16 protein-coding genes are annotated in these 19,899 nt (G+C 65.4%); 6 read left to right on the top strand and 10 right to left on the bottom strand.

From position 1 onward, the window contains the following. Nucleotides 1–97: 97 nt before the first annotated feature. The 8 genes from B2P87_RS09640 to B2P87_RS09605 form a co-directional block, all read right to left on the bottom strand. Nucleotides 98–985 carry a dimethyl sulfoxide reductase anchor subunit family protein gene (locus tag B2P87_RS09640; RefSeq protein WP_141891268.1) on the bottom strand — a complete coding sequence of 296 codons (888 nt, stop codon included), beginning with the start codon at nucleotides 983–985 and terminating at the stop codon, nucleotides 98–100. Next, a complete protein-coding gene (locus B2P87_RS09635; protein ID WP_141891267.1) occupies nucleotides 985–1,761 on the bottom strand; it encodes a 4Fe-4S dicluster domain-containing protein in 777 nt (258 codons plus the stop codon). Before B2P87_RS09635 ends, B2P87_RS09640 begins: the two co-directional genes overlap by 1 nt. Before the next feature lie 82 nt (nucleotides 1,762–1,843). Then, complete coding sequence (locus tag B2P87_RS09630; RefSeq protein WP_141891266.1) at nucleotides 1,844–4,666, bottom strand: molybdopterin oxidoreductase family protein; 2,823 nt, start codon at nucleotides 4,664–4,666, stop codon at nucleotides 1,844–1,846. Nucleotides 4,667–4,691: 25 nt separating this feature from the next. Next, nucleotides 4,692–5,723 carry a YeiH family protein gene (locus B2P87_RS09625; RefSeq protein ID WP_141891265.1) on the bottom strand — a complete coding sequence of 344 codons (1,032 nt, stop codon included), beginning with the start codon at nucleotides 5,721–5,723 and terminating at the stop codon, nucleotides 4,692–4,694. Between the two features lie 132 nt (nucleotides 5,724–5,855). Further along, complete coding sequence (locus B2P87_RS09620) at nucleotides 5,856–6,944, bottom strand: acetate/propionate family kinase (protein WP_141891264.1); 1,089 nt, start codon at nucleotides 6,942–6,944, stop codon at nucleotides 5,856–5,858. Between the two features lie 14 nt (nucleotides 6,945–6,958). Next, entirely contained in the window at nucleotides 6,959–7,705 is a 747-nt protein-coding gene (locus B2P87_RS09615) for a sulfite exporter TauE/SafE family protein (RefSeq protein WP_141891263.1), read from the bottom strand. Nucleotides 7,706–7,710: 5 nt separating this feature from the next. Next, the gene (xsc, locus tag B2P87_RS09610; protein WP_141891262.1) at nucleotides 7,711–9,486 is read right to left on the bottom strand and encodes a sulfoacetaldehyde acetyltransferase; all 1,776 of its coding nucleotides are present in this window, start codon (nucleotides 9,484–9,486) and stop codon (nucleotides 7,711–7,713) included. Nucleotides 9,487–9,838: 352 nt separating this feature from the next. After that, nucleotides 9,839–11,299, bottom strand: a complete 1,461-nt coding sequence (locus B2P87_RS09605; protein ID WP_141891261.1) for a PLP-dependent aminotransferase family protein — start codon at nucleotides 11,297–11,299, stop codon at nucleotides 9,839–9,841. A 201-nt stretch (nucleotides 11,300–11,500) separates the two neighbouring features. Here B2P87_RS09605 and B2P87_RS09600 point away from each other — a divergent pair, with 201 nt between their 5' ends. Beyond that, a complete protein-coding gene (locus B2P87_RS09600; protein ID WP_058284956.1) occupies nucleotides 11,501–11,812 on the top strand; it encodes an ArsR/SmtB family transcription factor in 312 nt (103 codons plus the stop codon). Beyond that, entirely contained in the window at nucleotides 11,805–12,836 is a 1,032-nt protein-coding gene (locus B2P87_RS09595; RefSeq protein ID WP_141891260.1) for a permease, read from the top strand. Before B2P87_RS09600 ends, B2P87_RS09595 begins: the two co-directional genes overlap by 8 nt. A 287-nt stretch (nucleotides 12,837–13,123) precedes the next feature. On the opposite strand, the gene B2P87_RS09590 is transcribed toward B2P87_RS09595, so the two are convergent. Then, nucleotides 13,124–14,521 carry an aspartate aminotransferase family protein gene (locus B2P87_RS09590; protein ID WP_058284958.1) on the bottom strand — a complete coding sequence of 466 codons (1,398 nt, stop codon included), beginning with the start codon at nucleotides 14,519–14,521 and terminating at the stop codon, nucleotides 13,124–13,126. A gap of 306 nt (nucleotides 14,522–14,827) precedes the next feature. Here B2P87_RS09590 and B2P87_RS09585 point away from each other — a divergent pair, with 306 nt between their 5' ends. After that, the gene (locus B2P87_RS09585; protein ID WP_141892110.1) at nucleotides 14,828–15,592 is read left to right on the top strand and encodes a 3-keto-5-aminohexanoate cleavage protein; all 765 of its coding nucleotides are present in this window, start codon (nucleotides 14,828–14,830) and stop codon (nucleotides 15,590–15,592) included. Then, nucleotides 15,589–16,917, top strand: coding sequence for an aspartate aminotransferase family protein (locus B2P87_RS09580; RefSeq protein ID WP_058284960.1), 1,329 nt, complete (start codon nucleotides 15,589–15,591; stop codon nucleotides 16,915–16,917). The genes B2P87_RS09585 and B2P87_RS09580 overlap by 4 nt, the downstream gene beginning before the upstream one ends. A gap of 146 nt (nucleotides 16,918–17,063) precedes the next feature. Here B2P87_RS09580 and B2P87_RS09575 read toward each other — a convergent pair whose 3' ends face one another. After that, on the bottom strand, nucleotides 17,064–17,729 hold the full coding sequence (locus B2P87_RS09575) for a DsbA family oxidoreductase (protein ID WP_141891259.1): 666 nt from the start codon (nucleotides 17,727–17,729) through the stop codon (nucleotides 17,064–17,066). 205 nt (nucleotides 17,730–17,934) lie between these two features. Here B2P87_RS09575 and B2P87_RS09570 point away from each other — a divergent pair, with 205 nt between their 5' ends. Further along, on the top strand, nucleotides 17,935–18,966 hold the full coding sequence (locus B2P87_RS09570; protein ID WP_141891258.1) for a D-cysteine desulfhydrase family protein: 1,032 nt from the start codon (nucleotides 17,935–17,937) through the stop codon (nucleotides 18,964–18,966). After that, complete coding sequence (locus tag B2P87_RS09565) at nucleotides 18,963–19,892, top strand: carbohydrate kinase family protein (protein WP_141891257.1); 930 nt, start codon at nucleotides 18,963–18,965, stop codon at nucleotides 19,890–19,892. The genes B2P87_RS09570 and B2P87_RS09565 overlap by 4 nt, the downstream gene beginning before the upstream one ends. Nucleotides 19,893–19,899 lie beyond the last annotated feature (7 nt).

Raw genomic sequence — 19,899 nt, 5'->3', positions numbered from 1 at the left:
CAGGAACAGGACGAGGCAGCCGCGCGGTTTGTGACATGCCGTAAGGAAAATGCTGAAAAAAAATCCGGGGCGCCCCGTTCAGGCGCCCCGGCGTGTGTCAGCGCTTGCCGTAGTATAGGCCGACCACATGTTCGGCCTGGGCAAAGAACAGCCAGCGCGAGACCGCGACGCCTGCGAGATGTGACAGCACCGCGAGGGCTGCAAACAGATGCTTGACCGCAAAGCCCTGCACCGGTGTCAGGATCAGCAGCAGAGGCAGCGCAAAACCGAGGACAAAGGCAATGATCCGCAGCTTTTGCGCGTGCTTGCGGCCCACCACATGCACAAACTCCCGCAACAGGTAGTTGGTGCCAGTGTGCGGCGGCTCAAAGGCCCGCACGGACCCGCGGTCCCCCAGTCCGCTCGCAGTGCCCAGGTTGGTGCCGGAGGTTTCCAGCGCCCGGTCCCCTTTGGCCCAATAGGCCAGCTGCAGCGCGCCTGCGATGGCCAGCAGCCAGGGTGCCAAATCTTCGGCCCCGGCCAGCAGCGCACCGCCAGCCAGGCTGAAGGACAGGAACACTGCGGGCGTCAGTTCCATGTTCCAGCGCGGGATCGCCTTGAGCTGGGTGTAGATCATTGAGGTGGTGAAAACGGTTGCGAGGCTCAGGCCCGCGCCGGTCCAGCCCAGCAGCGTCCAGTGGCTGTTCAGGAAGACCGCGCCAAACGCGTAGAGGCCCATGACGATCAGCGCAACGACCGCGCAAATACCCTCGCGCGACAGCCAGCTGGTTTTCCATTGCGTGAGGGCCCGCCAGGCCCGCTCCGGGCGGCCGAGGTGGAAGGTCGAGGCCAGCAGCCCGCTAACCGCGAGCGCATAGGCGATGGCGTAGAATACAAAGGCCACGGTGCCGGTCACCGCGGGCAGGCCGAGGCCCAGGAAGACCAGCAGTCCAAAGCCCAGGCCGGAGAATGTGGTGAACAGGATGACGGATGGCGCCGGATGCATCAGTTCGCTCCCCCTGAAGACTGGCCCGGAAGTTTGTCGAGTGCCTTGTCCAGCCATGCGAGGAAGCCTTGCGGCTCTTCGGCGACCGGTGCCAGCAGCGGGGCGAGGATGTCGATCTGTTCCTCAATCCGGTCCTTGGGCCGGGGCGGCAGGTATTTGTTCACCGGCTTGGTGCCCATTTCCGGCATCAGGTCCATGCCGCCGCGCTCCGCCACCAGTTTGGAGACATCGCTGTCCGGATCGCCCAGATCGCCGAAATGGCGCGCGCCTGCGGGACAGGTCCGCACGCAGGACGGGGTGCGGTCTATCTCCGGCAGGTTCTCATTATAGATCCGGTCCACGCAGAGGGTGCATTTCTTCATCACGCCCTCGGCCAGGTCCAGCTCGCGCGCGCCATAGGGGCAGGACCAGGCGCACAGGCCGCAGCCGATGCAGTGGTCCTCGTTCACCAGAACGATGCCGTCCTCCACGCGCTTGTAGCTGGCACCGGTCGGGCAGACGGTGACGCAAGGCGCGTCCTCGCAGTGCAGACAGGATTTGGGGAAGTGGATCAGCTGCGCGTGGCCGTGCTCGGGCTGGACTTCATAGGAATGAACACGGTTCAGAAAAGTCCCCGACGGATCGCCGCCGTAGGGCTCTTGATCCGACAGCGGAGCGCCGTAGTTTTCCGTGTTCCAGCCTTTGCAGGAGATCACGCAGGCATGGCAGCCGACGCAGGTGTCCAGGTCGATGACCAGGCCCATCTTGCGGTCTGTCTTGGCGGGAAGCTCAGTCATTCCGGGCACCTCCGTTGCGGGGTTGCGGACCAAGACTTTTCAGAAAAGTCTTGGCAAAATTTTTCGCAAAAATTTTGCACCGTCATTTGCCGACCTTCCATTTCAGTTCCTTGGGGCCGGTGCCAACTGGCGACTTCTGCGCCGGGAAGGCTGGCTGGCTTTCCTGCAGACCGTCCGGGGCGGCGGCCTTTTCGATTTTGACCTTGAGGTCGAACCAGGCCGCCTGGCCGGTGATCGGATCGGAGTTCGCCCACCGCAGGCCGTCACCCTTGGGCGGCAGCAACTCGTGGATCAGATGGTTCAAAAGAAAACCCTTGGTGGCCTCGGGCGCGTCCTGTTCCAGCGCCCAGGCGCCCTTGCGCTTGCCGATGGCATTCCAGGTCCAGACAGTGTTTTCGTTCAGCGCCGCCATTTCCATCACCGGCACGGTGATCGACCCGTGCGGCGACGAAACCTTGGCCCAGTCGCCGTCTTGCAGCCCGTGCTCGCGCATCAGCCTCGTCGGGACATAAAGCGGGTTGCGGCCGTGCAGCTGGCGCAGCCAGGCGTTCTGGGTGCCCCAGGAGTGGTACATCGCCATCGGCCGCTGGGTCAGCGCATTTATGGTGAAGCCCTCGTTGCCCTGCTGATCCGTCTCGTACCAGATGGGCAGCGGGTCCATCACCGTCTTCAGCCGCTGGCGCAAGTGATCCGGCGGCTGCCGTTCGCAGTGGCCTTCGGCGGCCAGCTGGAACTTGCGCATCGGCTCCACGTAGAGCTGGAACAGATAGGGTTGCGGGCTGTCATAAAGCCCCATGCCTACTGCCCAGTTCTGATAGGCCGCATTCCAGGGTTTGTAGTAATCTGCGCCTTGCGGGATGTGAGCGACATAGAAGCCGCCGTTTTCGATATAGCGGTTCAGCTGATCCGGGTTCACCTCACCGCGGCCTTCCTTGTCGCCATCCTTGCCGCGGAAGCCTGCCAGCGGGCCGATGCCGGGCTTGCGCTCGTGGTTGACGATGTAGTCGGCGTAATCCTTCCACTTGGGGCTGCCATCGGCGTTGGTGAATCCCGGCAGGCTCATCCGGTTGGCCAGCTCGATCAGCACCGACTGGAAGCCGCGCACATCGCGGTCGGGCTCAATCACCGGCCAGCGGATCGCATCCGCCGCCGCATCCGCCTCGCAGATCGGACGGTCCAGCAGCGAAATGCAATCGTGCCGTTCCAGATAGGTGGTGTCGGGCAGGATCAGATCCGCATAGGCCACCATCTCCGATGAATAGGCATCGGAGTAGATGATGTGCGGGATCATATAGCCGCCGTCGTCGTTGCGGGCGCTCAGCATCTCCATCACGCCCTTGGTGTTCATCGAGGAGTTCCACGACATGTTGGCCATGTACATGAACAGCGTGTCGATCTTGTACGGATCGCCCGCATGGGCGTTGGAGATCACCATGTGCATCAGCCCGTGCGCCGACATCGGGTTTTCCCAGGTGAACGCCTTGTCGATGCGCTGGGGATTGCCGTTTTCGTCAAGCAGCAGATCGTCGGGGCCGCGCGGGAAGCCGAGGTGCGGTCCATCCAGCGGACGGCCGGGACGGCGGTCGCCGTGCGGGGTAGGGTGCGCCTCGACGGGTTTGGGGTAGGGCGGCTTGAAGCGGAAGCCGCCGGGCACCTCCACGGTGCCCAGCAGGATCTGCAGCACGTGCAGCGCGCGGCAAGTCTGGAAGCCGTTGGCGTGCGCCGACACCCCGCGCATCGCGTGCATCGACACCGGGCGGCCGGTCATCTTGCTGTGGGTTTCGCCGCGGAAGTCGGTCCATTCCACATCCAGCTCAAACGCCTCGTCAAAGGCGACGCGGGCCAGCTCTCCGGCGATGGCGCGGATGCGCTTGGCCGGGATGCCGCATTTGTCCGCAATCGCCTCCGGCGCGTAGTCTGGCGACAGGTAGCGCTCCGCCATCAGGTGGAAGACCGGGCGGTGGGTGACGCCGTCCCGTTCGTAAACCGCGGTCAGGTCCGGGCGCACGCCGGGCTGGTCAAAGGGGGTGAGGTTGCCGGTATTGCGGTCGATCACCAGCATTTTGCCGTCATCATCGCGCAGGAACAGGCCGTTGTCCGGGCCTTCGGCGGCGTTGATCAGCACCGGCGCGTTGGTGTAGCGGCTGAGATAATCGAGGTCGATCTTCCCCGCCTTCATCAGCACGTGGACCAGCGACAGGATGAACAGCCCGTCGGTGCCGGGTGTGATGCCGACCCAATCATCCGCCACCGCGTTATAGCCGGAGCGGATCGGATTGACGCCGATCACCCGCGCGCCGCGCTTCTTGATCTTGCCGATGCCCATCTTGATCGGATTGGAGTCGTGGTCCTCGGCCACCCCGAACAGCATGAACAGCTTGGTGTGCTCCCAGTCGGGCTGGCCGAATTCCCAGAACGCGCCGCCCATGGTGTAGATGCCGGCGGTCGCCATGTTGACCGAGCAGAAGCCGCCGTGCGCGGCGTAATTCGGCGTGCCGAAGTTCTGGGCCCAGAAGCTGGTGAAGCTTTGGCTCTGGTCGCGTCCTGTGAAGAAGGCCAGTTTCTGCGGCGCGGTTTCGTGCAGCTCGTTCAGCCAGCCAACGGCGGTGCTGATCGCCTCGTCCCAGGAAATCTCCCGGAACTCGCCCGATCCGCGCGGCCCCACCCGCTTGAGCGGGGCGCGCAGCCGCGACGGGGCGTTCACCTGCATGATCCCAGCCGAACCCTTGGCGCACAGAACACCCTTGTTCACCGGGTGGTCGCGGTTGCCCTCGATATAGGCGACCTTACCGTCCTTCATATGCACGTTGATGCCGCAGCGGCAGGCGCACATGTAGCAGGTGGTTTTCCGCACCTCGTCGGATACAGGGGGGGACGTGTCCACCCGGGGTTGCTGGAATGTCATCTGGCCTCCCTTCTGGTCTCCCCGATCAGGTCAACAGCTCGATCCCCGCCAGGATCAGCCCGGCAATGAACAGAGTTTCGACGATGATCAGGGCAATGGCCGCGCCTCCTACGGCCAGGACCTGTTTCAGATTTGTTTTCATTCCCACCGCAGCGATTGCGGTGAGCAGCAGCCAGCGCGAAGCCTGGCTGAGGAATTCGGTAACGGCCGGCGGGATCAGCCCAAAGGAGTTGATCCCGGCCAGCACCAGAAAGGCAATCACAAAGCCCGGCAGAATGGGCGGCCGCTTGCCGTCGCCGGGCAGCTCGGCAAAGGAGCGGATCATCAGCGAGGCCGCCAGCACGATAGGCGCCAGCATTGCCACCCGCATCAGCTTGACCAGGGTGGCGGTGTCGCCGGTCTGCTCGGAGATTGAGAAACCCGCGCCGACCACCTGCGCCACGTCGTGGATGGTGCCGCCCAGGAACACCCCGGCCTGAAGGGAGTTCAGCTCCAGCACATTCACCAGGATCGGATAGGCGATCATCGCCACCGTCGACAGCACCGTCACGCCCATCACCGTGAAGATCAGCCGCTCCTCGGAGCGGTCGTCACGGGGCAGGATGGCACTGATGGCCATCGCCGCCGACGCCCCGCAGATTGCCACGGAGCCTGCGGTCAGAAGCGCAAAGCGCCACTTGTGGCCAAAGAACCGCGCCACGGCGAGGCCGAAGGCAATGGTGGCGATCACGCCGCCAACAACCAGCGCGATCAAGTCCCAGCCAAGCCCCATCATCAGCACCATCGACACCCGCACCCCCAGCAAGGCCACCCCCAGCCGCAGCAGGGAGCGGGCGGAAAAGGCGATGCCGGGCACGGTCTTGCCCTCTTCGCCCAGAAAGCTGACGGCTATCCCCAGCAGCAGCGCAAGCAGCATGGCAGGGGTTGCGTAATGCTCGGCAAGGAACTGTGCGGTGATGGCGACCAGGACCGAAACCGCCACGCCCGGCAGCAGCAGGCGCAGCTTGTCTTGCAACTCACCCGATTGCAGCGAAGAGATGGGTGTCAGGATGGACATGGAGGGAAACCTTGGGCATGTGGTGGAGGATGGGCTGCTGGAGACGGGGGCCGGACGGCTGCGGGTGTGTTCAGTCTGTCGCGCTGCACCTGGGATAGTTTTCCAAATCGGGCGCAAATGGAAGGAAAATGTTTACTCCAGGTGGAGCAGTTTTCCTGTATGCAGGGCGATCTGCCGCTCTTCATCTGCCGGAATGACATGGACGGCGCTGTCCGGCACTCCCGTCCACGACAGCCGCTGCAAGACCCTGGTGCGGATGGCTTCGGAGTTTTCGCCAATGCCGCCGGTAAAGGCGATGGCGTCGATGCCTTCCATCGCAGCAATCATCGAGCCTGCGTGGCGCGCGCACCAATAGCAGAAATGCTCGACCGCAAAACTGGCAGCTTCGCCGCCGTCCTCCAGCAGCGCACGCATGTCGTTGGAGAGGCCGGATAGGCCAAGCAGACCGGATTGCTGCTGCAGGTCCCTGCGCACCTCGGCAATGCTGGTTTGCTCTGCCCGGTCCAGCACGGCGCTGGCGTCAATGCTGCCGGAGCGTGTGCCCATCGTCAGCCCCTCCAGCGGGGAATAGCCCATTGTGGTTGCAACGCTTTGGCCATCGGCAATGGCGCACAGGCTGGCGCCGTTGCCGAGATGGCATGCCAGCAGCCGGGGCGGCGGCGCTGTGCCGGTTGTTTCCGCCAGCCGGCGCAGCAAAGCCTCGTAGCTGAGGCCGTGAAACCCGTAGCGGCGGATCCCGGCCTGCTGCCAGGACGGCGGCACGGCGTAGCGCACGGCGGTCTCCGGGTTGGTTGCGTGGAACGCGGTGTCGAAACAGGCAACCTGCGGCAGGTCCGGCAGCAGGGCCGTCAGCGTGCGTATTGCCGCTGCATTGTGCGGGTTATGCAGCGGTGCCAGCGGGCTGCAGGCGTCGATCCGGTCCAGCAGCGCCGCTGTCACACGCTCCGGACGCGTCAGGCTTGCGCCTCCGTGGACAACGCGGTGGCCTGCTGCGTCGAAACCGGCAGCGGGATAGCCCTGGGCGGCGAGCCCCTCAAGAAGCCGTTCGAAGGCTTCTGCGTGGTCTGCAAGAGCGGCAGGCTGGCGGCTGCCGCCGATCCGCAGCTCGCCGCTGTCACCGATGCCCGCTGCTTCGGCCGTCAGCAGCGATTTCAGCCTCTCGCCAAAGACGGCCAGCTTGATCGAGGAGGAACCTGCGTTCACGATAAGTATCCGGGACATCTTATTCACCTCGTTCAGACGGCAAGCTTAGCGATATTGATCAGCGACAGCGCGGTCAGCATCAGCACAACCGCGCGGCGGAACAGGCTTTGAGAGACCGCCTGGAAACCGCGGGACCCGGCCCAGATGCCGAGGCCCAGAATGGGAAAGGCCAGCAGGATGCCGGTCAGGGTTTCCGGCCCCACCAGCCCGTTTGCGGCCATCACCGGCAGCGCCATCACGTCGATGCCGGTCAGGAACACGATCATGGTAGCGCGGAACACCGCGGGCGGCACCGGCTGCGCGGTCAGGAAGGCCGCGACCGGCAGGCCGCCGACACCGGCGCTGTTGGCGATGCCTGCGATGGCGCCCACGCCCAGATTGCCGCTGCGCCCCACCGGGCGCGCCAGCTGCCAGCCGCTCAGCAGCACCAGGCTCAGCCCCAGGATCAGGCTGGAAACCGCCAGCCGCGCCTCCTGTTCGCCCAGCCGTGCCATGATGGCGATGGCGGGAACGGTGGCGACTGCGGCCCCGCCCAGCAGGGCAATGGCGCGGGGCCAGTCGATATGCGGGCGGATGCCCCGCGCCTGAAAGGCGGTCATGGCGATTTCGCAGGAAAACACCACCGGGATCAGCGGCAGCGGGTTGGTGGTCAGCGCCGCCAGGATGATGAAGATCGCGGAGAACCCGAAGCCGGAAAAGCCCCGGATCAAGGCCGCCGCGAACAACGCGGCGGCCAGGTAGGCCCCCTGGCCCGGAGAGAGGTCAAAGGGCAGGGGCACGCGCGTCAGACCTGCTGTTCGCGCATGTCGGCCTTGTCGATGCCTGCCACGCGGACCGGCTTCTTCATGGCGTCACGGCGGAACGGCTCGCCCAGCTCCTGGTTGATCATCGCTTCGATCAATGTGGTGGTGCCATTCTTCTGGTCTTCGATCGCCTGGGCCAGCGCCGAGGTCAGCTCGTCCATGGTGCGGGCAACCACGCCTTTCAGCCCGCAGGCTTTGGCGATGCCGGCATAAGACACCTGCTGGTCCAGCTCGGTGCCGACGAAGTTGTCGTCGAACCACAGGGTGGAGTTCCGCTTCTCCGCGCCCCACTGGTAGTTGCGGAACACCACCTGCGTGATGGCGGGCCACTCGCCGCGGCCGATCGCGGTCAGCTCGTTCACCGCGATGCCAAAGGCACCGTCGCCGGAGAAGCCCACAACCGGAGTGTCCGGGTTGCCGATCTTGGCGCCGACAACCGCCGGCAGGCCATAGCCGCAGGGGCCGAACAGGCCGGGGGCCAGATACTTGCGGCCGGCCTCGAAGGACGGGTAGGCGTTGCCGATGGCGCAGTTGTTGCCGATGTCGGAGGAGATGATCGCCTCTTTCGGCAGCGCGGCCTGAATGGCGCGCCAGGCCATGCGGGGGCTCATCCAGTCCGGCTTGTCGGCCCGGGCGCGCTCGTTCCAGGTGGTGCCCGGATCGTCCTCCTCGTGGGTCATCTCGGTCAGCTGCTGGGCCCAGCGGGATTTGGTTTCCGCAATGCGCGCCTTGCGCTCGGCGCGGCCCTCGTCGCCGGCGGTGTCAGACAGCTGCGCCAGAATGCCCTGCGCCACCTTGGCGGCGTCGCCGATGATGCCGACAGAAACTTTCTTGGTCAGGCCGATGCGGTCCGGGTTGATGTCGACCTGGATGATCTTGGCATTGGCCGGCCAGTACTCCATGCCGTAACCCGGCAGGGTGGAGAACGGGTTCAGGCGGGTGCCAAGGCACAGTACCACGTCGGCGTCCTTGATCAGCTCCATGCCGGCCTTGGAGCCGTTGTAGCCCAGCGGGCCTGCAAACAGCGGGTGCGAGCCGGGGAAGGCGTCGTTGTGCTGGTAGCCAACGCATACCGGAGCATCCAGGCGCTCGGCCAGATCCTTGGACGCTTCGATGCCGCCCTTGGACAGGACGACGCCGGCACCGTTCAGGATCACCGGGTTCTTCGCCTCAGAGAGCAGCTTGGCCGCTTCGGCTACGGCGGTCTCGCCGCCGGAGGGGCGCTCAAACTCGACGATGGCGGGCAGTTCGATGTCGATCACCTGGGTCCACATGTCACGCGGGATGTTCAGCTGGGCCGGGGCGGAGGCGCGCTTGGCGTTCATGATCACCCGGTTCAGCACTTCGGCCACGCGGGAGGGATCGCGCACTTCTTCCTGGTAGCAAACGCAGTCGGCGAACATGCGCATCTGCTCCATCTCCTGGAAGCCGCCCTGGCCGATGGTCTTGTTGGCCGCCTGCGGGGTGACCAGCAGCAGCGGGGTGTGGTTCCAGTAGGCGGTCTTTACGGCGGTCACGAAGTTGGTGATGCCGGGGCCGTTCTGGGCGATCATCATCGACATCTTGCCGGTGGCGCGGGTGTAGCCGTCAGCCATCATGCCGCCGGAGCCTTCGTGGGCGCAGTCCCAGAAGGTGATGCCCGCGGCGGGGAAGATGTCGGAAATCGGCATCATTGCAGAGCCGATGATGCCAAACGCGTGCTGGATGCCATGCATCTGCAGCGTTTTGACGAAGGCTTCTTCGGTGGTCATTTTCATGGCGGGTTCTCCTGAGTGAGACGCAGAATTCCTCCGGGCGCGGAGGCTGGGAATTGACTCCGGTTTAGGGGGCGGCGCAGGACCGGGTTAGGGCCAGTTTTTCCGGCTGGTAAGGCCAGAGGCACCCTCCCGCCCGGCGTCGCTCATCCGCAGGATGCGCTGTGCCCGTTGGGCCCGGCGCCTGCGGCGCCAGTTGCTGTGATCCGCCCCCCCCCGTTTCCTCAAGTGCCGGCGCAAGCTGAAGGGACCGCGCCGTGCCGCAAGGCGCGGCGCCCCGCCCAAGGCCGCCAGCCTGCGCCGGCGCAGCCTGTGCTGGCGCGGGCGCGGGAGCCGCCCGGATGTGTGCGGGGGCTCAGCCTTGCTTCAGCGCGCTTGCAAGCAGCGCGAGACCGGGTTCGATCCGGGTTGCGGGGATCGAGGAATACCCCAGCCGGTAGTAATTCTGCTTGCGGTTTCCGGCGGCAAAGAACGGCGCACCGGGTTCGATGATGACGCTTTTCTCCTTCAGCCGCTCTGCCACCGCCGAAGTGTCCACCCCTTCCGGCGCGCGCATCCACAAGGCAGAGCCGCCATAGCCGCCGACGCCTGCGATCTGAAGGCCATGTTTGCGAATGGCGTCCTCGATCACCGCGCGGCGGTCGTGCAGCACCTTGGCGGTGCGGCGGATCTGAGCATCATAATGCCCCAGCGACAGGAAATAGGCCACCGTGCGCTGCACATGGCCTGGCGGATGCCTCAGCACGCTGGCGCGCAAGGCCCTTGCCTGGCGGATAAACGGTTCCGATCCAACCAGATAGCCCAGACGCAGCCCGGGAAACAGCGACTTGGAGAAGCTGCCCGCATAGATCACCCGCCCTTCGGTATCGAGCGATTTCAAGGACGGCGAGGGGGCCCCGAGGAACGACATCTCGAACTCGTAGTCATCCTCGACGATCACCGCGTCGATGCTGCTGGCCCGCCGCAACAGCTCCTTGCGGCGTTCCATCGGCATGGTGAAGGTGGTCGGGCTCTGGTGGCTGGGGGTGCAGAAGATCACATCGGTGCCTTCCGGGATCTGTTCCGGCGGCAGCCCGCCTGCGTCCACCGGGATGCAATCCATCTGGCAGCGGGTCTGCACCACCTGGTCGCGCAGGGTGTAATAGGCCGGGTCCTCCACCGTGGCGCGGCGCTTGCGGTTCAGCAGCAATTGGCAGGTGATCCACAGCGCGTTCTGCGCCCCGAGCGTGATCAGGATCTCCTGCGGCCGCGCGGTGATGCCGCGCCGCGGCAGCGTGTGGCGGGCAATGTACTCGATCAAGAGCGGGTCGTCCTGGTCGAAATAGTCGTTTGCCAGCGCCGAGAAATCTTTCTGCCCCAGCGCCCTGAGCGCGCACAGCCGCCAGTTGGCGTGGTCGAACAGCGACGCATCCGCCTGACCGTAAATGAACGGATAGCGGTAGTCGCGCCAGTCCTGCGGCTTGCGCGGCGTGTCGCCGCCGGTAAAGCTGCGTGCCAGCACTTTATCCCAGTCCATCGCATCGCCGGCCTTCTGCTGCGGCGTGTAGGAAGGCGGCACCGGGGCGTTTTCTGACACGAAATACCCCGACCGCCCGCGCGAGGTGAGGTAGTCATTGGCCAGCAGCTCTGTATAGGCCAGCGTCACGGTGATCCGGCTGATGCCCAGATGCGCCGCCAGCTTGCGCGAGGACGGCAGCTTCTCCCCGACGCGGAACCGCCCGGACAGAATGCCCTCGGCAATCATTTCCTGGATTTGCGCCTGCAGGGTGCCCTGGGCGTCCCGGTTGAGGAAGAAAGTGTCGACGGAAATGGCCATGCGCGCCACCTTAGGGTGGACTTAAACGCGGTGCAATCTGGACTTAGGGCCGGTTTGGCGAATTCTGCGCCTTGGACTGGGTCCGGCGGCACGCCAGCAGACGGCGGTGATCAGATGGTGGTTCCTGCGGTCCCGCACGGTTCTTGCAAAACGCAAAATAAACTATAAAACTAGTTTTGTCGAATCAAATGGAGCAGCATCATGCAATGGGAAGAAGCCGCACAGGGATTTGCCGCGATGGGATCGGAGGCGCGGCTGCAGGTGCTGCGCTGCCTGATCCGGGCGGGCGGGGCCGGGCTGACGGTCGGGGACATTCAGGAACGCACCGGCATTGCGCCCTCAACCCTGGCGCATCATTTGAAATTTCTTACCGGTGCCGGTGTGGTGGCGCAGGAACGCGTGGGGCGGTCGACGATCAGCCGCGCCGAATTCACCCGGCTGGAGGCACTGGCCGGTTTCATCCTCAGCGAATGCTGTGCGGATGCGGGCAAAGGGGCGGCGAACGATGGCTGAACTGACACAAACCCCCGGTAAGGCAAAAACACTGGGCAGCTGGCTGAAGACACCCTGGGCGCTGAGCCTTGCGCTGTTGGCAGCCGCTGCTGTCCTTGACCCCGGCAACTTCCGGTCTGTTGTGGAATTCACCCTGGCCGCGCTGGGCAGCACGGCCCGCTACATCTTGCTTGCCGTACTGCTGCTCGCCTATCTCAAGGCGACGGGCGCCGAGGCCATGGTGGCGCGCGCCTTTGAGGGGCGGGAGACGCGGATGATCCTGCTGGCGGCGCTGTTCGGAGGGCTGGCACCGTTCTGCTCCTGCGAGGTGATCCCGTTCATTGCGGGCCTGCTGGCGCTGGGTGCGCCGCTGTCGGCGGTGATGGCATTCTGGCTGTCCTCGCCGCTGATCGACCCGCCGACGCTGCTGATCACCGCAGGCGCGCTGGGCTGGCCCTTTGCCATTGGCAAGGCGGTGGCGGCAGTGGCGCTGGGGCTGTTCGGCGGTTTTGCCATCAAGTTGCTGCGGGGGCAGGGCGTTTTTGCAAATCCGCTCCGTAAGCAGGAGGCCAAGAGCTGCTGCGGCTGCGGCGGGCCAAAACCGGACGCCAAGCCGAACTGGCGGTTCTGGACTGAGGCAGAGCGCAAGGTGACATTCCGTGAGGAGTTCGTCTCCAACGGTCTGTTTTTGCTGAAGTGGCTGGCGCTGGCCTATGTTCTGGAATCGCTTCTGGTCCACTATGTGCCGGCTGATGTGATCGCCGGTCTGGTGGGCGGTGAAGGCGTGCTGCCGATTGCCATTGCGGCGCTGGTCGGGATGCCTGCATACCTCAATTCCTATGTCGCACCGCCGCTGCTGGCGGGGCTAATGGAACAGGGCATGAGCGCAGGCGCGGCCATGGCCTTCATGGTGGCAGGGGCGGTCAGCTCGGTTCCTGCGATGGCGGCGGTCTGGTCGCTGGTTAGGCCGCAGGTTTTTGCCGCTTACTTGGGACTTGGGGTGAGCGGCGCGATCCTGTCGGGCATTCTGTTCCAGCTGATCTGAGACACCTGCGGCGGGCAGGGGGCTTCCGCCCGTCGCGAAGCAATCAGAGATTGCTCCGCTTCCGTTGGGTCCGGCGCCGCGCTGACGCGCGGCGCTGCTTTTTGCCGAGAGGGCTTTGAGGGGCAGAGCTGTCTGCGCAGAGGCCCTGTCCGATTGTGTGCTGAGCAGCCGCGTCACGGAGAAGCCGCCTGGCGGCGGGGCCTTCGGCCTCCTTGACTGGCGGGCTTTAAAGCAAAAAACGCCCCGGAAAATCCGGGGCGCAGGTTGTTCGTCCAACAGGGAGAGTGTCAGCCGAAAACTTTGGTCAGGGCCTTGTCGACCGCGTCGCAGATTGCGTCGATATCGTCTGCGGTGGCGATCAGCGCCGGGCTGAAGCACAGGGTGTTGTTGCGCCCCGGCAGCGAGCGGTTGGTGACACCGATGATCACCCCCTGGGCGCCGCATTCCGCGACAACCTGCTGGGCCAGCTTCTCGTCCACCGGCTCCTTGGTGTCGCGGTCCTGAACCAGCTCGGCACCCAGGAACAACCCCTTGCCGCGCACGTCGCCAATCACGGCGTGCTTTTCCTGCAGCTTGCGCAGGTTGTTCAGCATCCGCTCACCCATGGCAACGCAGTTGTCCAGCAGGTTCTCGTCCTCGATAATGCGCATGTTTTCCAGCGCCGCCGCGGGGCCTGCGGTGCAGCCGCCGAAGGTGGAAATGTCGCGGAAGTAGTTCATCGGATCGCCCGCGTCGTCCTTGAACATCTCAAAGACTTCCTCGGTGGTCACCATGCAGGCAATTGCGGCATAGCCGGAGGCGACGCCCTTGGCCATGGTCACAAAGTCCGGCTTGATGCCGTACTGCTGGTAGCCGAACCATTTGCCGGTGCGGCCGACACCGCAGACCACTTCGTCGATGTGCAGCAGGATGTCATACTTCTGGCAGATCTCCTGCACGCGCTCCCAATAGCCTTCGGGGGCTTCGATGACACCGCCGCCTGCGGTCACCGGCTCCAGGCACAGGGCGCCAACGGTTTCCGGGCCTTCGCGCAGGATCACTTCCTCGATGGCGTCTGCAGCGGCGATACCAAATTCGCGGCCGGACAGGTGCTCCAGGCCCAGCTCATGCTTGCGGTATTCCATGCAGTGCGGCACGCGGACAAAGTCCGGCGCAAAGGGGCCGTACTGCGCGTTGCGCTCGTCCTGGCCGCCCGCCGACATGGTGGCCAGGGTGGAGCCGTGATAGTCGCGGTCGCGGTACAGGATTTTAGTCTTCTTGCCGCCGTATTTCTTGTGGGCGATCTGGCGGATCATCTTGAAGGCCTTCTCGTTGGCCTCGGACCCGGAGTTGGTGTAGTAGACGCGGGTCATTCCCGGCATCTTGGAGATCAGCTTTTCAGCAAACAGCGCGCCAGGGATTGAGCCGGCCGAGTTGGCGAAATAGCAGACCTTCATCAGCTGGTCGTAAACGGCCTTGCAGACGCTTTCGCGGCCATAGCCGACGTTGACGGTCCAGACCCCGCCGGAGACCGCGTCCAGGAATTCCTTGCCGTTCTGATCCCAGACACGCATGCCCTTGCCTTCGACAATGATGCGCGGATCCGCGCTTTCCAGCGCCTTGTGCTGGAACAGGTGGTGCCACATGTGGGCCTTGTCGGCCTCCACCACGCGGGAGAGATCGTTTTCGTTGAACGTGCCGTCCATGACATGTCCTTTCGGCGTTGGAAGTGAATCGGGCTGCCCGGCACCCTACACGGGCTTTCAGGCGTATTGTGTACCAGAAACGTCAGTTTTGCGGAATTCGTTAGGGCCAGAGCATTTGCTTGCTTAGGTCCAGAGGCGGCACCCGGGCGCGAGGCGGCGGCGGACCGCAGGTGCGGGCAGATAAAACAAATGTTCTGACGCTGTATCCTTGAGACCGGATGTGCCGACGGGCCAAGCTGCGGGCAGCCGGGATGCGAGTCGCACCGGGTCAGGCGGCAACGGAGGAGAGCGGTGGAATACAGTTTGATGGTGGCGCCCAACGGGGCCCGGCGGGGGCGCGGGGATCACCCGCAGCTGCCGGTGACGCCGCAGCAGACGGCGGAAACCGCAGCGGCCTGCTTCGCTGCAGGTGCCCATGCGCTGCATCTGCATGTGCGCGATGGTGACGGGCGGCACTCGCTGGATGCTGGGCGCTACCGCGAAGCCCTTGATGCGGTGCGGGAAAGCGCGCCGGAAATGGCGGTGCAAATCACCACGGAAAGCGCCGGCATCTATGATGTGGCCGCCCAGTTCGCCTGTCTGGAGGCGCTGCGCCCGGCAGCGGCCTCTGTCTCGGTGCGGGAAATGGCGCGGGATCCGGACCTGGCCGCGCGCGCCTACGCCTTATGTGCGGAGGCAGGCACGCAGGTGCAGCATATTCTATACGGTCCGGACTGCATCGCCCGGCTGCGCGTCTGGTATCAGGACGGCATTGTCCCGGCTGCCATGCGCGATGCGATCTTTGTCTTGGGCAAATACACTCCGCCGGTTCTGGCCCGGCCCGAGGGGCTTGCTGTCTTTCAGGACGCTGCGGCGGATCTGCGCCTCCGCTGGGCTGCCTGCGCCTTTGGCCGCTATGAGCACGCCTGCCTGCTGGCGGCGATTGCCGCTGGAGGGGATGCGCGAATCGGATTTGAGAATAACATCGAAACACCGGATGGCGGGCTGCTGGCAGACAATGCGGCCTCTGTTGCCGCCTTCGTTCAGGCCGCAAAGGCCCAGGGCCATACCCTCAAGGAGTGCCGATCATGAGTCATGTCTTTCCCCGCCACACCAAAGCCAGCCTGCCCACCGCCGTTGCCGGTGACGGCTGCTATCTGATCGACGCGGATGGCAAGCGCTATTTCGATGGCTCCGGCGGCGCTGCGGTCTCCTGCCTGGGCCATTCCGACGCCGATGTGATCAAGGCGGTGCAGGAGCAGGTCGGCAAGCTGGCCTTTGCTCATACCGGCTTCCTCACTTCGGAACCGGCGGAGGAACTGGCGGACCTGCTGGTCGCCAACGCGCCGGGGGACATCGACCGGGTCTATTTCGTCTCCGGCGGGTCGGAGGCGACCGAGGCGGCCATCAAACTGGCCCGCCAGTACCACCTGGAGCGCGGCGAACCGCAGCGCCGGCACATCATCGCCCGCAAGCAGAGCTACCACGGCAACACCCTTGGAGCGCTGGCCGCTGGCGGTAATGAATGGCGCCGCACCCAGTTCGCACCGCTGCTGATCGGCATCTCCCACATCTCACCCTGTTACGAATACACCGGCCGGGGAGAGGGCGAGAGCAGCTATGACTACGGCCAGCGGGTGGCAAATGAGCTGGAGGCGGAAATCCTGCGCCTTGGCCCGGATTCGGTGATGGCCTTCATGGCGGAGCCGGTTGTCGGCGCCACCTCCGGTGCGGTGCCGGCGGTTGAGGGCTATTTCAAGCGCATCCGCGAGATCTGCGACCAGTACGGCGTGCTGCTGATCCTGGATGAGGTGATGTGCGGCATGGGCCGCACCGGGCATCTGTTCGCCTGCGAGGCGGATGGCGTGGCGCCCGATATCCTGTGTATCGCCAAGGGACTGGGGGCAGGCTACCAGCCGATCGGCGCGATGCTCTGCACCCGGCAGATTTATGAGGCGATCGAGCATGGCTCCGGTTTCTTCCAGCACGGCCACACCTATATCGGCCATCCCGTAGCGACCGCTGCGGGCCTCGCCGTGGTCAAGGCGATGCTGGAGCGCGGCCTAGTGCAGCGCTGCGCTGAGATGGGAGAGAAGCTGCAGGCGGCGCTGGAGGAGCGTTTCGGCCAGCATCCCAACGTCGGCGACATCCGCGGCCGCGGCCTGTTCCGCGGGGTGGAGTTGGTGGCCGACCGCGCCACCAAGCAGCCGTTTGATCCCGCGCTAGGACTGGCCGGGCGGATCAAGAAGGCAGCCTTTCAGGCCGGGCTGATCTGCTACCCGATGGCGGGCACCCGCGACGGCCGGAACGGCGACCACATCCTGCTGGCGCCGCCCTTCATCATCACCGAGGAGCAGATCACCGAGGTGGTGGACAAGCTGGAAACCGCGATCGCCCAGTGCCTGCCGCAGGGGTGAACCTGACAGGTTCAGTGTCCTTTCGCCTGCCGCGCCAGCGGCAGGCACGCGTCCGTCCGGCCCACGGCGGGCGCGTTCCGCACCCGCCCGGGCGAACGCTCAGCGCACCGAACTGCGCCTAGGCGGTCTCCCGAAATCCGGGGCCGTCAAAACGTCTTTTCTGCCTGTCCCAGTTGCTCCAGAATGCTGGCGTAGTTCTCAACCCCTTGCGCGCCGGTCACCAGGTGGCGGCCGTTGAACACCATGGCAGGCACGCCGCGGATGCCTTGCTGCACCCAGAACGCCTCGCGCTGGCGCACGTTGTCCGCGTGCGTGCCGCTGTCCAGGGCAGCACGTGCATCGGCGCCGTCCAGGCCGAGGCTTGCGGCGGTCTCCACCAGCACCTCAGGGTCGGCGACATTTTTGCCATCGGTGAAATAGGCCTGCAGCAGCGCCTGTTTCATGGCGTGGCCCTGGCCGCGCTGTTCGGCCCATTCGATCAGCTGATGCGCCTGAAAGGTGTTGTAGATCCGCATCCCGTCAAAGAAGCGGAAGGTGAAGCCCAGGGCCTCGCCCAGTTCCGCCAGCTGCGCCCGCACCTGGGCGGACTGCTCTGCCGTGCTGCCGTATTTCGCTGCCAGATGCTCGCGCAGGTCCTCGCCTTCGGGGGCCATATCCGGGTTCAGTTCAAACGGCTGCCAGTGGATGTCCAATGCCACCCCGGCGCGGCGGGCGGCAAACGCCAGCTGGTTGTAGCCGACCGCACACCACGGGCAGACCACGTCGGAAATGATATCGACCCGCAGGGCGGGGCTGTGGGCGGTCTCTGTCATGGCGCGTGTCCTTGGATTTCCAGTGCTTCGCAGGGACATGGGGGCGCAGCGCCTGGAAAGCAACAGCTGCCCCCGGGGCCTTGCCCGGCTGCGCAATCTGCGCCAACGTGATGCGGTCCGGACAGGATGCGGTCAAAACTCCCGGTGGCGGCCTGCCTTCGGGCGGCGCCGCTTCCGCAGCTTGACCCGTAAGAAAGAGACCGCAATGTCCCGCATAGACACGCTGCTTTCCCCCTTCCCCCGGGCCAGCCTGCTGTCACAGCCGACCCCGCTGGAGCGGCTGAACCGCCTGTCGCAGGAGCTGGGCCTCGACCTCTGGATCAAGCGCGATGACCTCACGGGCCTCAGCTTTGGCGGCAACAAGACCCGGCAGCTGGAGTTCTATATCGGCGCTGCGCGGGCGGCCCGGGCAGACACCATCCTGATCACCGGCGCGGTGCAGTCGAACTTTACCCGCACCGCCGCCGCGGCGGCCGCGAAATACGGGATGCAGGCGGTGCTGCAGCGGGAGGAGCGGGTGCCCGGAATGGACCCGCTCTACCACCGTTCGGGCAATGTCTTCCTGGCGGATATACTGGGCGCGGATATCATGAGTTATCCGGAAGGTGAGGACGAAGCCGGCGCGGATGCCGCATTGGAAGCGCGGGCAGAGCAGCTGCGCGCGGCAGGCCGCACTCCTTACATCATCCCGCTGGGGCTTGGCCATCCGCCGCTGGGCGCGCTGGGCTATGTTCGGGGCGGGGCAGAGCTGGCGGCGCAAATTGGCGGTTTTGATGCCGCGGTGGTGCCCTCGGGGAGCGGGGCCACCCATGGCGGGTTCCTGACCGGAGTGCGCCTGGCCGGCATTACCGCGCCGGTCTATGGTATCTGCGTGCGCCGCGATGCCCGGCAGCAAAAGGCGCGGTTGGAGCAGGTGACTGCAGAGCTGGCCAGGCTGATGAACATTCCGCGGCCGTTTTCCGGCGGCGGGATCCTCACCTGGGACGGCGCCTTGGCACCCGGTTACGGCCGCGCAGGCGGCACGGCGCGCGCCGCGCTCCAGCGCATGGCCGCGGCTGAGGGGATCCTGCTGGACCCGGTTTATTCCGCCAAGACCTTTGCCGGGCTGCTGGGGCTGCTGGAACAGGGCATCATCCGCAAGGGGCAGAAAGTGCTGCTGCTGCACACCGGCGGGCTGCCCGCGCTGTTTGCCTATCAGACCGCGCTCGGCTTCGGCAGCGGCGCAGGCGCGCCATGATCCTCTGCTGCGGCGAAGCGCTGATCGACATGATCCCCGGCGAGACCGCAACGGGGCAGGCGGCATATGTCCCGCATGGCGGCGGCGCTTCGTTCAATACCGCGCTGGCGCTTGGCCGCCTCGGCGTGCGGGCAGGGCTGTTCACCGGGCTGTCCACGGATGTGTTCGGGCAGCAGCTGGCGCAGGCGCTGGCGGCGGCTGGTGTGGATACCTCGCTGGCGGTCACCAGCCCCAGGCCTTGCACCCTGGCCTTTGTCCACCTGACGGATGGGGACGCCAGTTACAGTTTTTTTGACACCGGTTCCGCCGGCTCGTCGCTGACCCCGCAGGCGCTGCCGGATTTACCGGACAGCGTGAGCGCACTGCTGCTTGGCGGCATCAGCCTGTGCAACCCGCCGGCGGCGGATGCCTATCTGGCGCTGGCGCAGCGCGAGGCTGGCCGCCGGCCTGTGATGCTGGATCCGAACGTGCGGGCCGGGTTTTCACGGGATGAGGCCGCCTACCGCGCGCGGCTGGAGAAAATGGTGGCTCTGGCGGATATCGTGAAGGTGTCTGAGGAGGACCTTTCCTGGCTTTGTCCCCGCGGGGACACGCGCACCAAACTGAGCGGCCTGTTCGCAGCCGGGCCGAAACTGATACTGCTGACCCGCGGCCGGGAAGGGGCAGAGGCCTATCTGCCGGACGGGCAGGTTGTGACCGCCGCGGCGGTGCCTGTCACTGTTGCCGACACGGTCGGGGCGGGCGACACCTTCAACGCGGGCTTCCTGGCGATGGCGCAGGAGCGAGGGGTGCTGAAGGCGGCGGCCTCCGGGGAAATTGCCGAACCGGATTTGAAGGCCTGCTTGCGGTTTGCCGTGAGGGCGGCGGCTGTGTCGGTTTCGCGCGCCGGTGCAAACCCGCCGTGGCGCGCGGAAGTGCCAGAGTGATTTTGCG

It is taken from the genome of Leisingera sp. UBA4491, assembly GCF_002388965.1.
GTDB classification, from domain to species: Bacteria; Pseudomonadota; Alphaproteobacteria; order Rhodobacterales; family Rhodobacteraceae; genus Leisingera; species Leisingera aquaemixtae.
This window is presented reverse-complemented; position numbering and strand designations above follow the sequence as displayed.

Bases quoted from the DNA above. Each gene is read 5' to 3' on its own strand.
- B2P87_RS09575 (WP_141891259.1), bottom strand. From the start codon at position 17,729: ATGACAGAGACCGCCCACAGCCCCGCCCTGCGGGTCGATATCATTTCC.
- B2P87_RS09565 (WP_141891257.1), top strand. From the start codon at position 18,963: ATGATCCTCTGCTGCGGCGAAGCGCTGATCGACATGATCCCCGGCGAG.
- B2P87_RS09635 (WP_141891267.1), bottom strand. From the start codon at position 1,761: ATGACTGAGCTTCCCGCCAAGACAGACCGCAAGATGGGCCTGGTCATC.
- B2P87_RS09580 (WP_058284960.1), top strand. From the start codon at position 15,589: ATGAGTCATGTCTTTCCCCGCCACACCAAAGCCAGCCTGCCCACCGCC.
- B2P87_RS09620 (WP_141891264.1), bottom strand. From the start codon at position 6,944: ATGTCCCGGATACTTATCGTGAACGCAGGTTCCTCCTCGATCAAGCTG.
- B2P87_RS09600 (WP_058284956.1), top strand. From the start codon at position 11,501: ATGCAATGGGAAGAAGCCGCACAGGGATTTGCCGCGATGGGATCGGAG.
- xsc (WP_141891262.1), bottom strand. From the start codon at position 9,486: ATGAAAATGACCACCGAAGAAGCCTTCGTCAAAACGCTGCAGATGCAT.
- B2P87_RS09590 (WP_058284958.1), bottom strand. From the start codon at position 14,521: ATGGACGGCACGTTCAACGAAAACGATCTCTCCCGCGTGGTGGAGGCC.
- B2P87_RS09625 (WP_141891265.1), bottom strand. From the start codon at position 5,723: ATGTCCATCCTGACACCCATCTCTTCGCTGCAATCGGGTGAGTTGCAA.
- B2P87_RS09605 (WP_141891261.1), bottom strand. From the start codon at position 11,299: ATGGCCATTTCCGTCGACACTTTCTTCCTCAACCGGGACGCCCAGGGC.
- B2P87_RS09630 (WP_141891266.1), bottom strand. From the start codon at position 4,666: ATGACATTCCAGCAACCCCGGGTGGACACGTCCCCCCCTGTATCCGAC.
- B2P87_RS09640 (WP_141891268.1), bottom strand. From the start codon at position 985: ATGCATCCGGCGCCATCCGTCATCCTGTTCACCACATTCTCCGGCCTG.
- B2P87_RS09570 (WP_141891258.1), top strand. From the start codon at position 17,935: ATGTCCCGCATAGACACGCTGCTTTCCCCCTTCCCCCGGGCCAGCCTG.
- B2P87_RS09595 (WP_141891260.1), top strand. From the start codon at position 11,805: ATGGCTGAACTGACACAAACCCCCGGTAAGGCAAAAACACTGGGCAGC.
- B2P87_RS09585 (WP_141892110.1), top strand. From the start codon at position 14,828: ATGGTGGCGCCCAACGGGGCCCGGCGGGGGCGCGGGGATCACCCGCAG.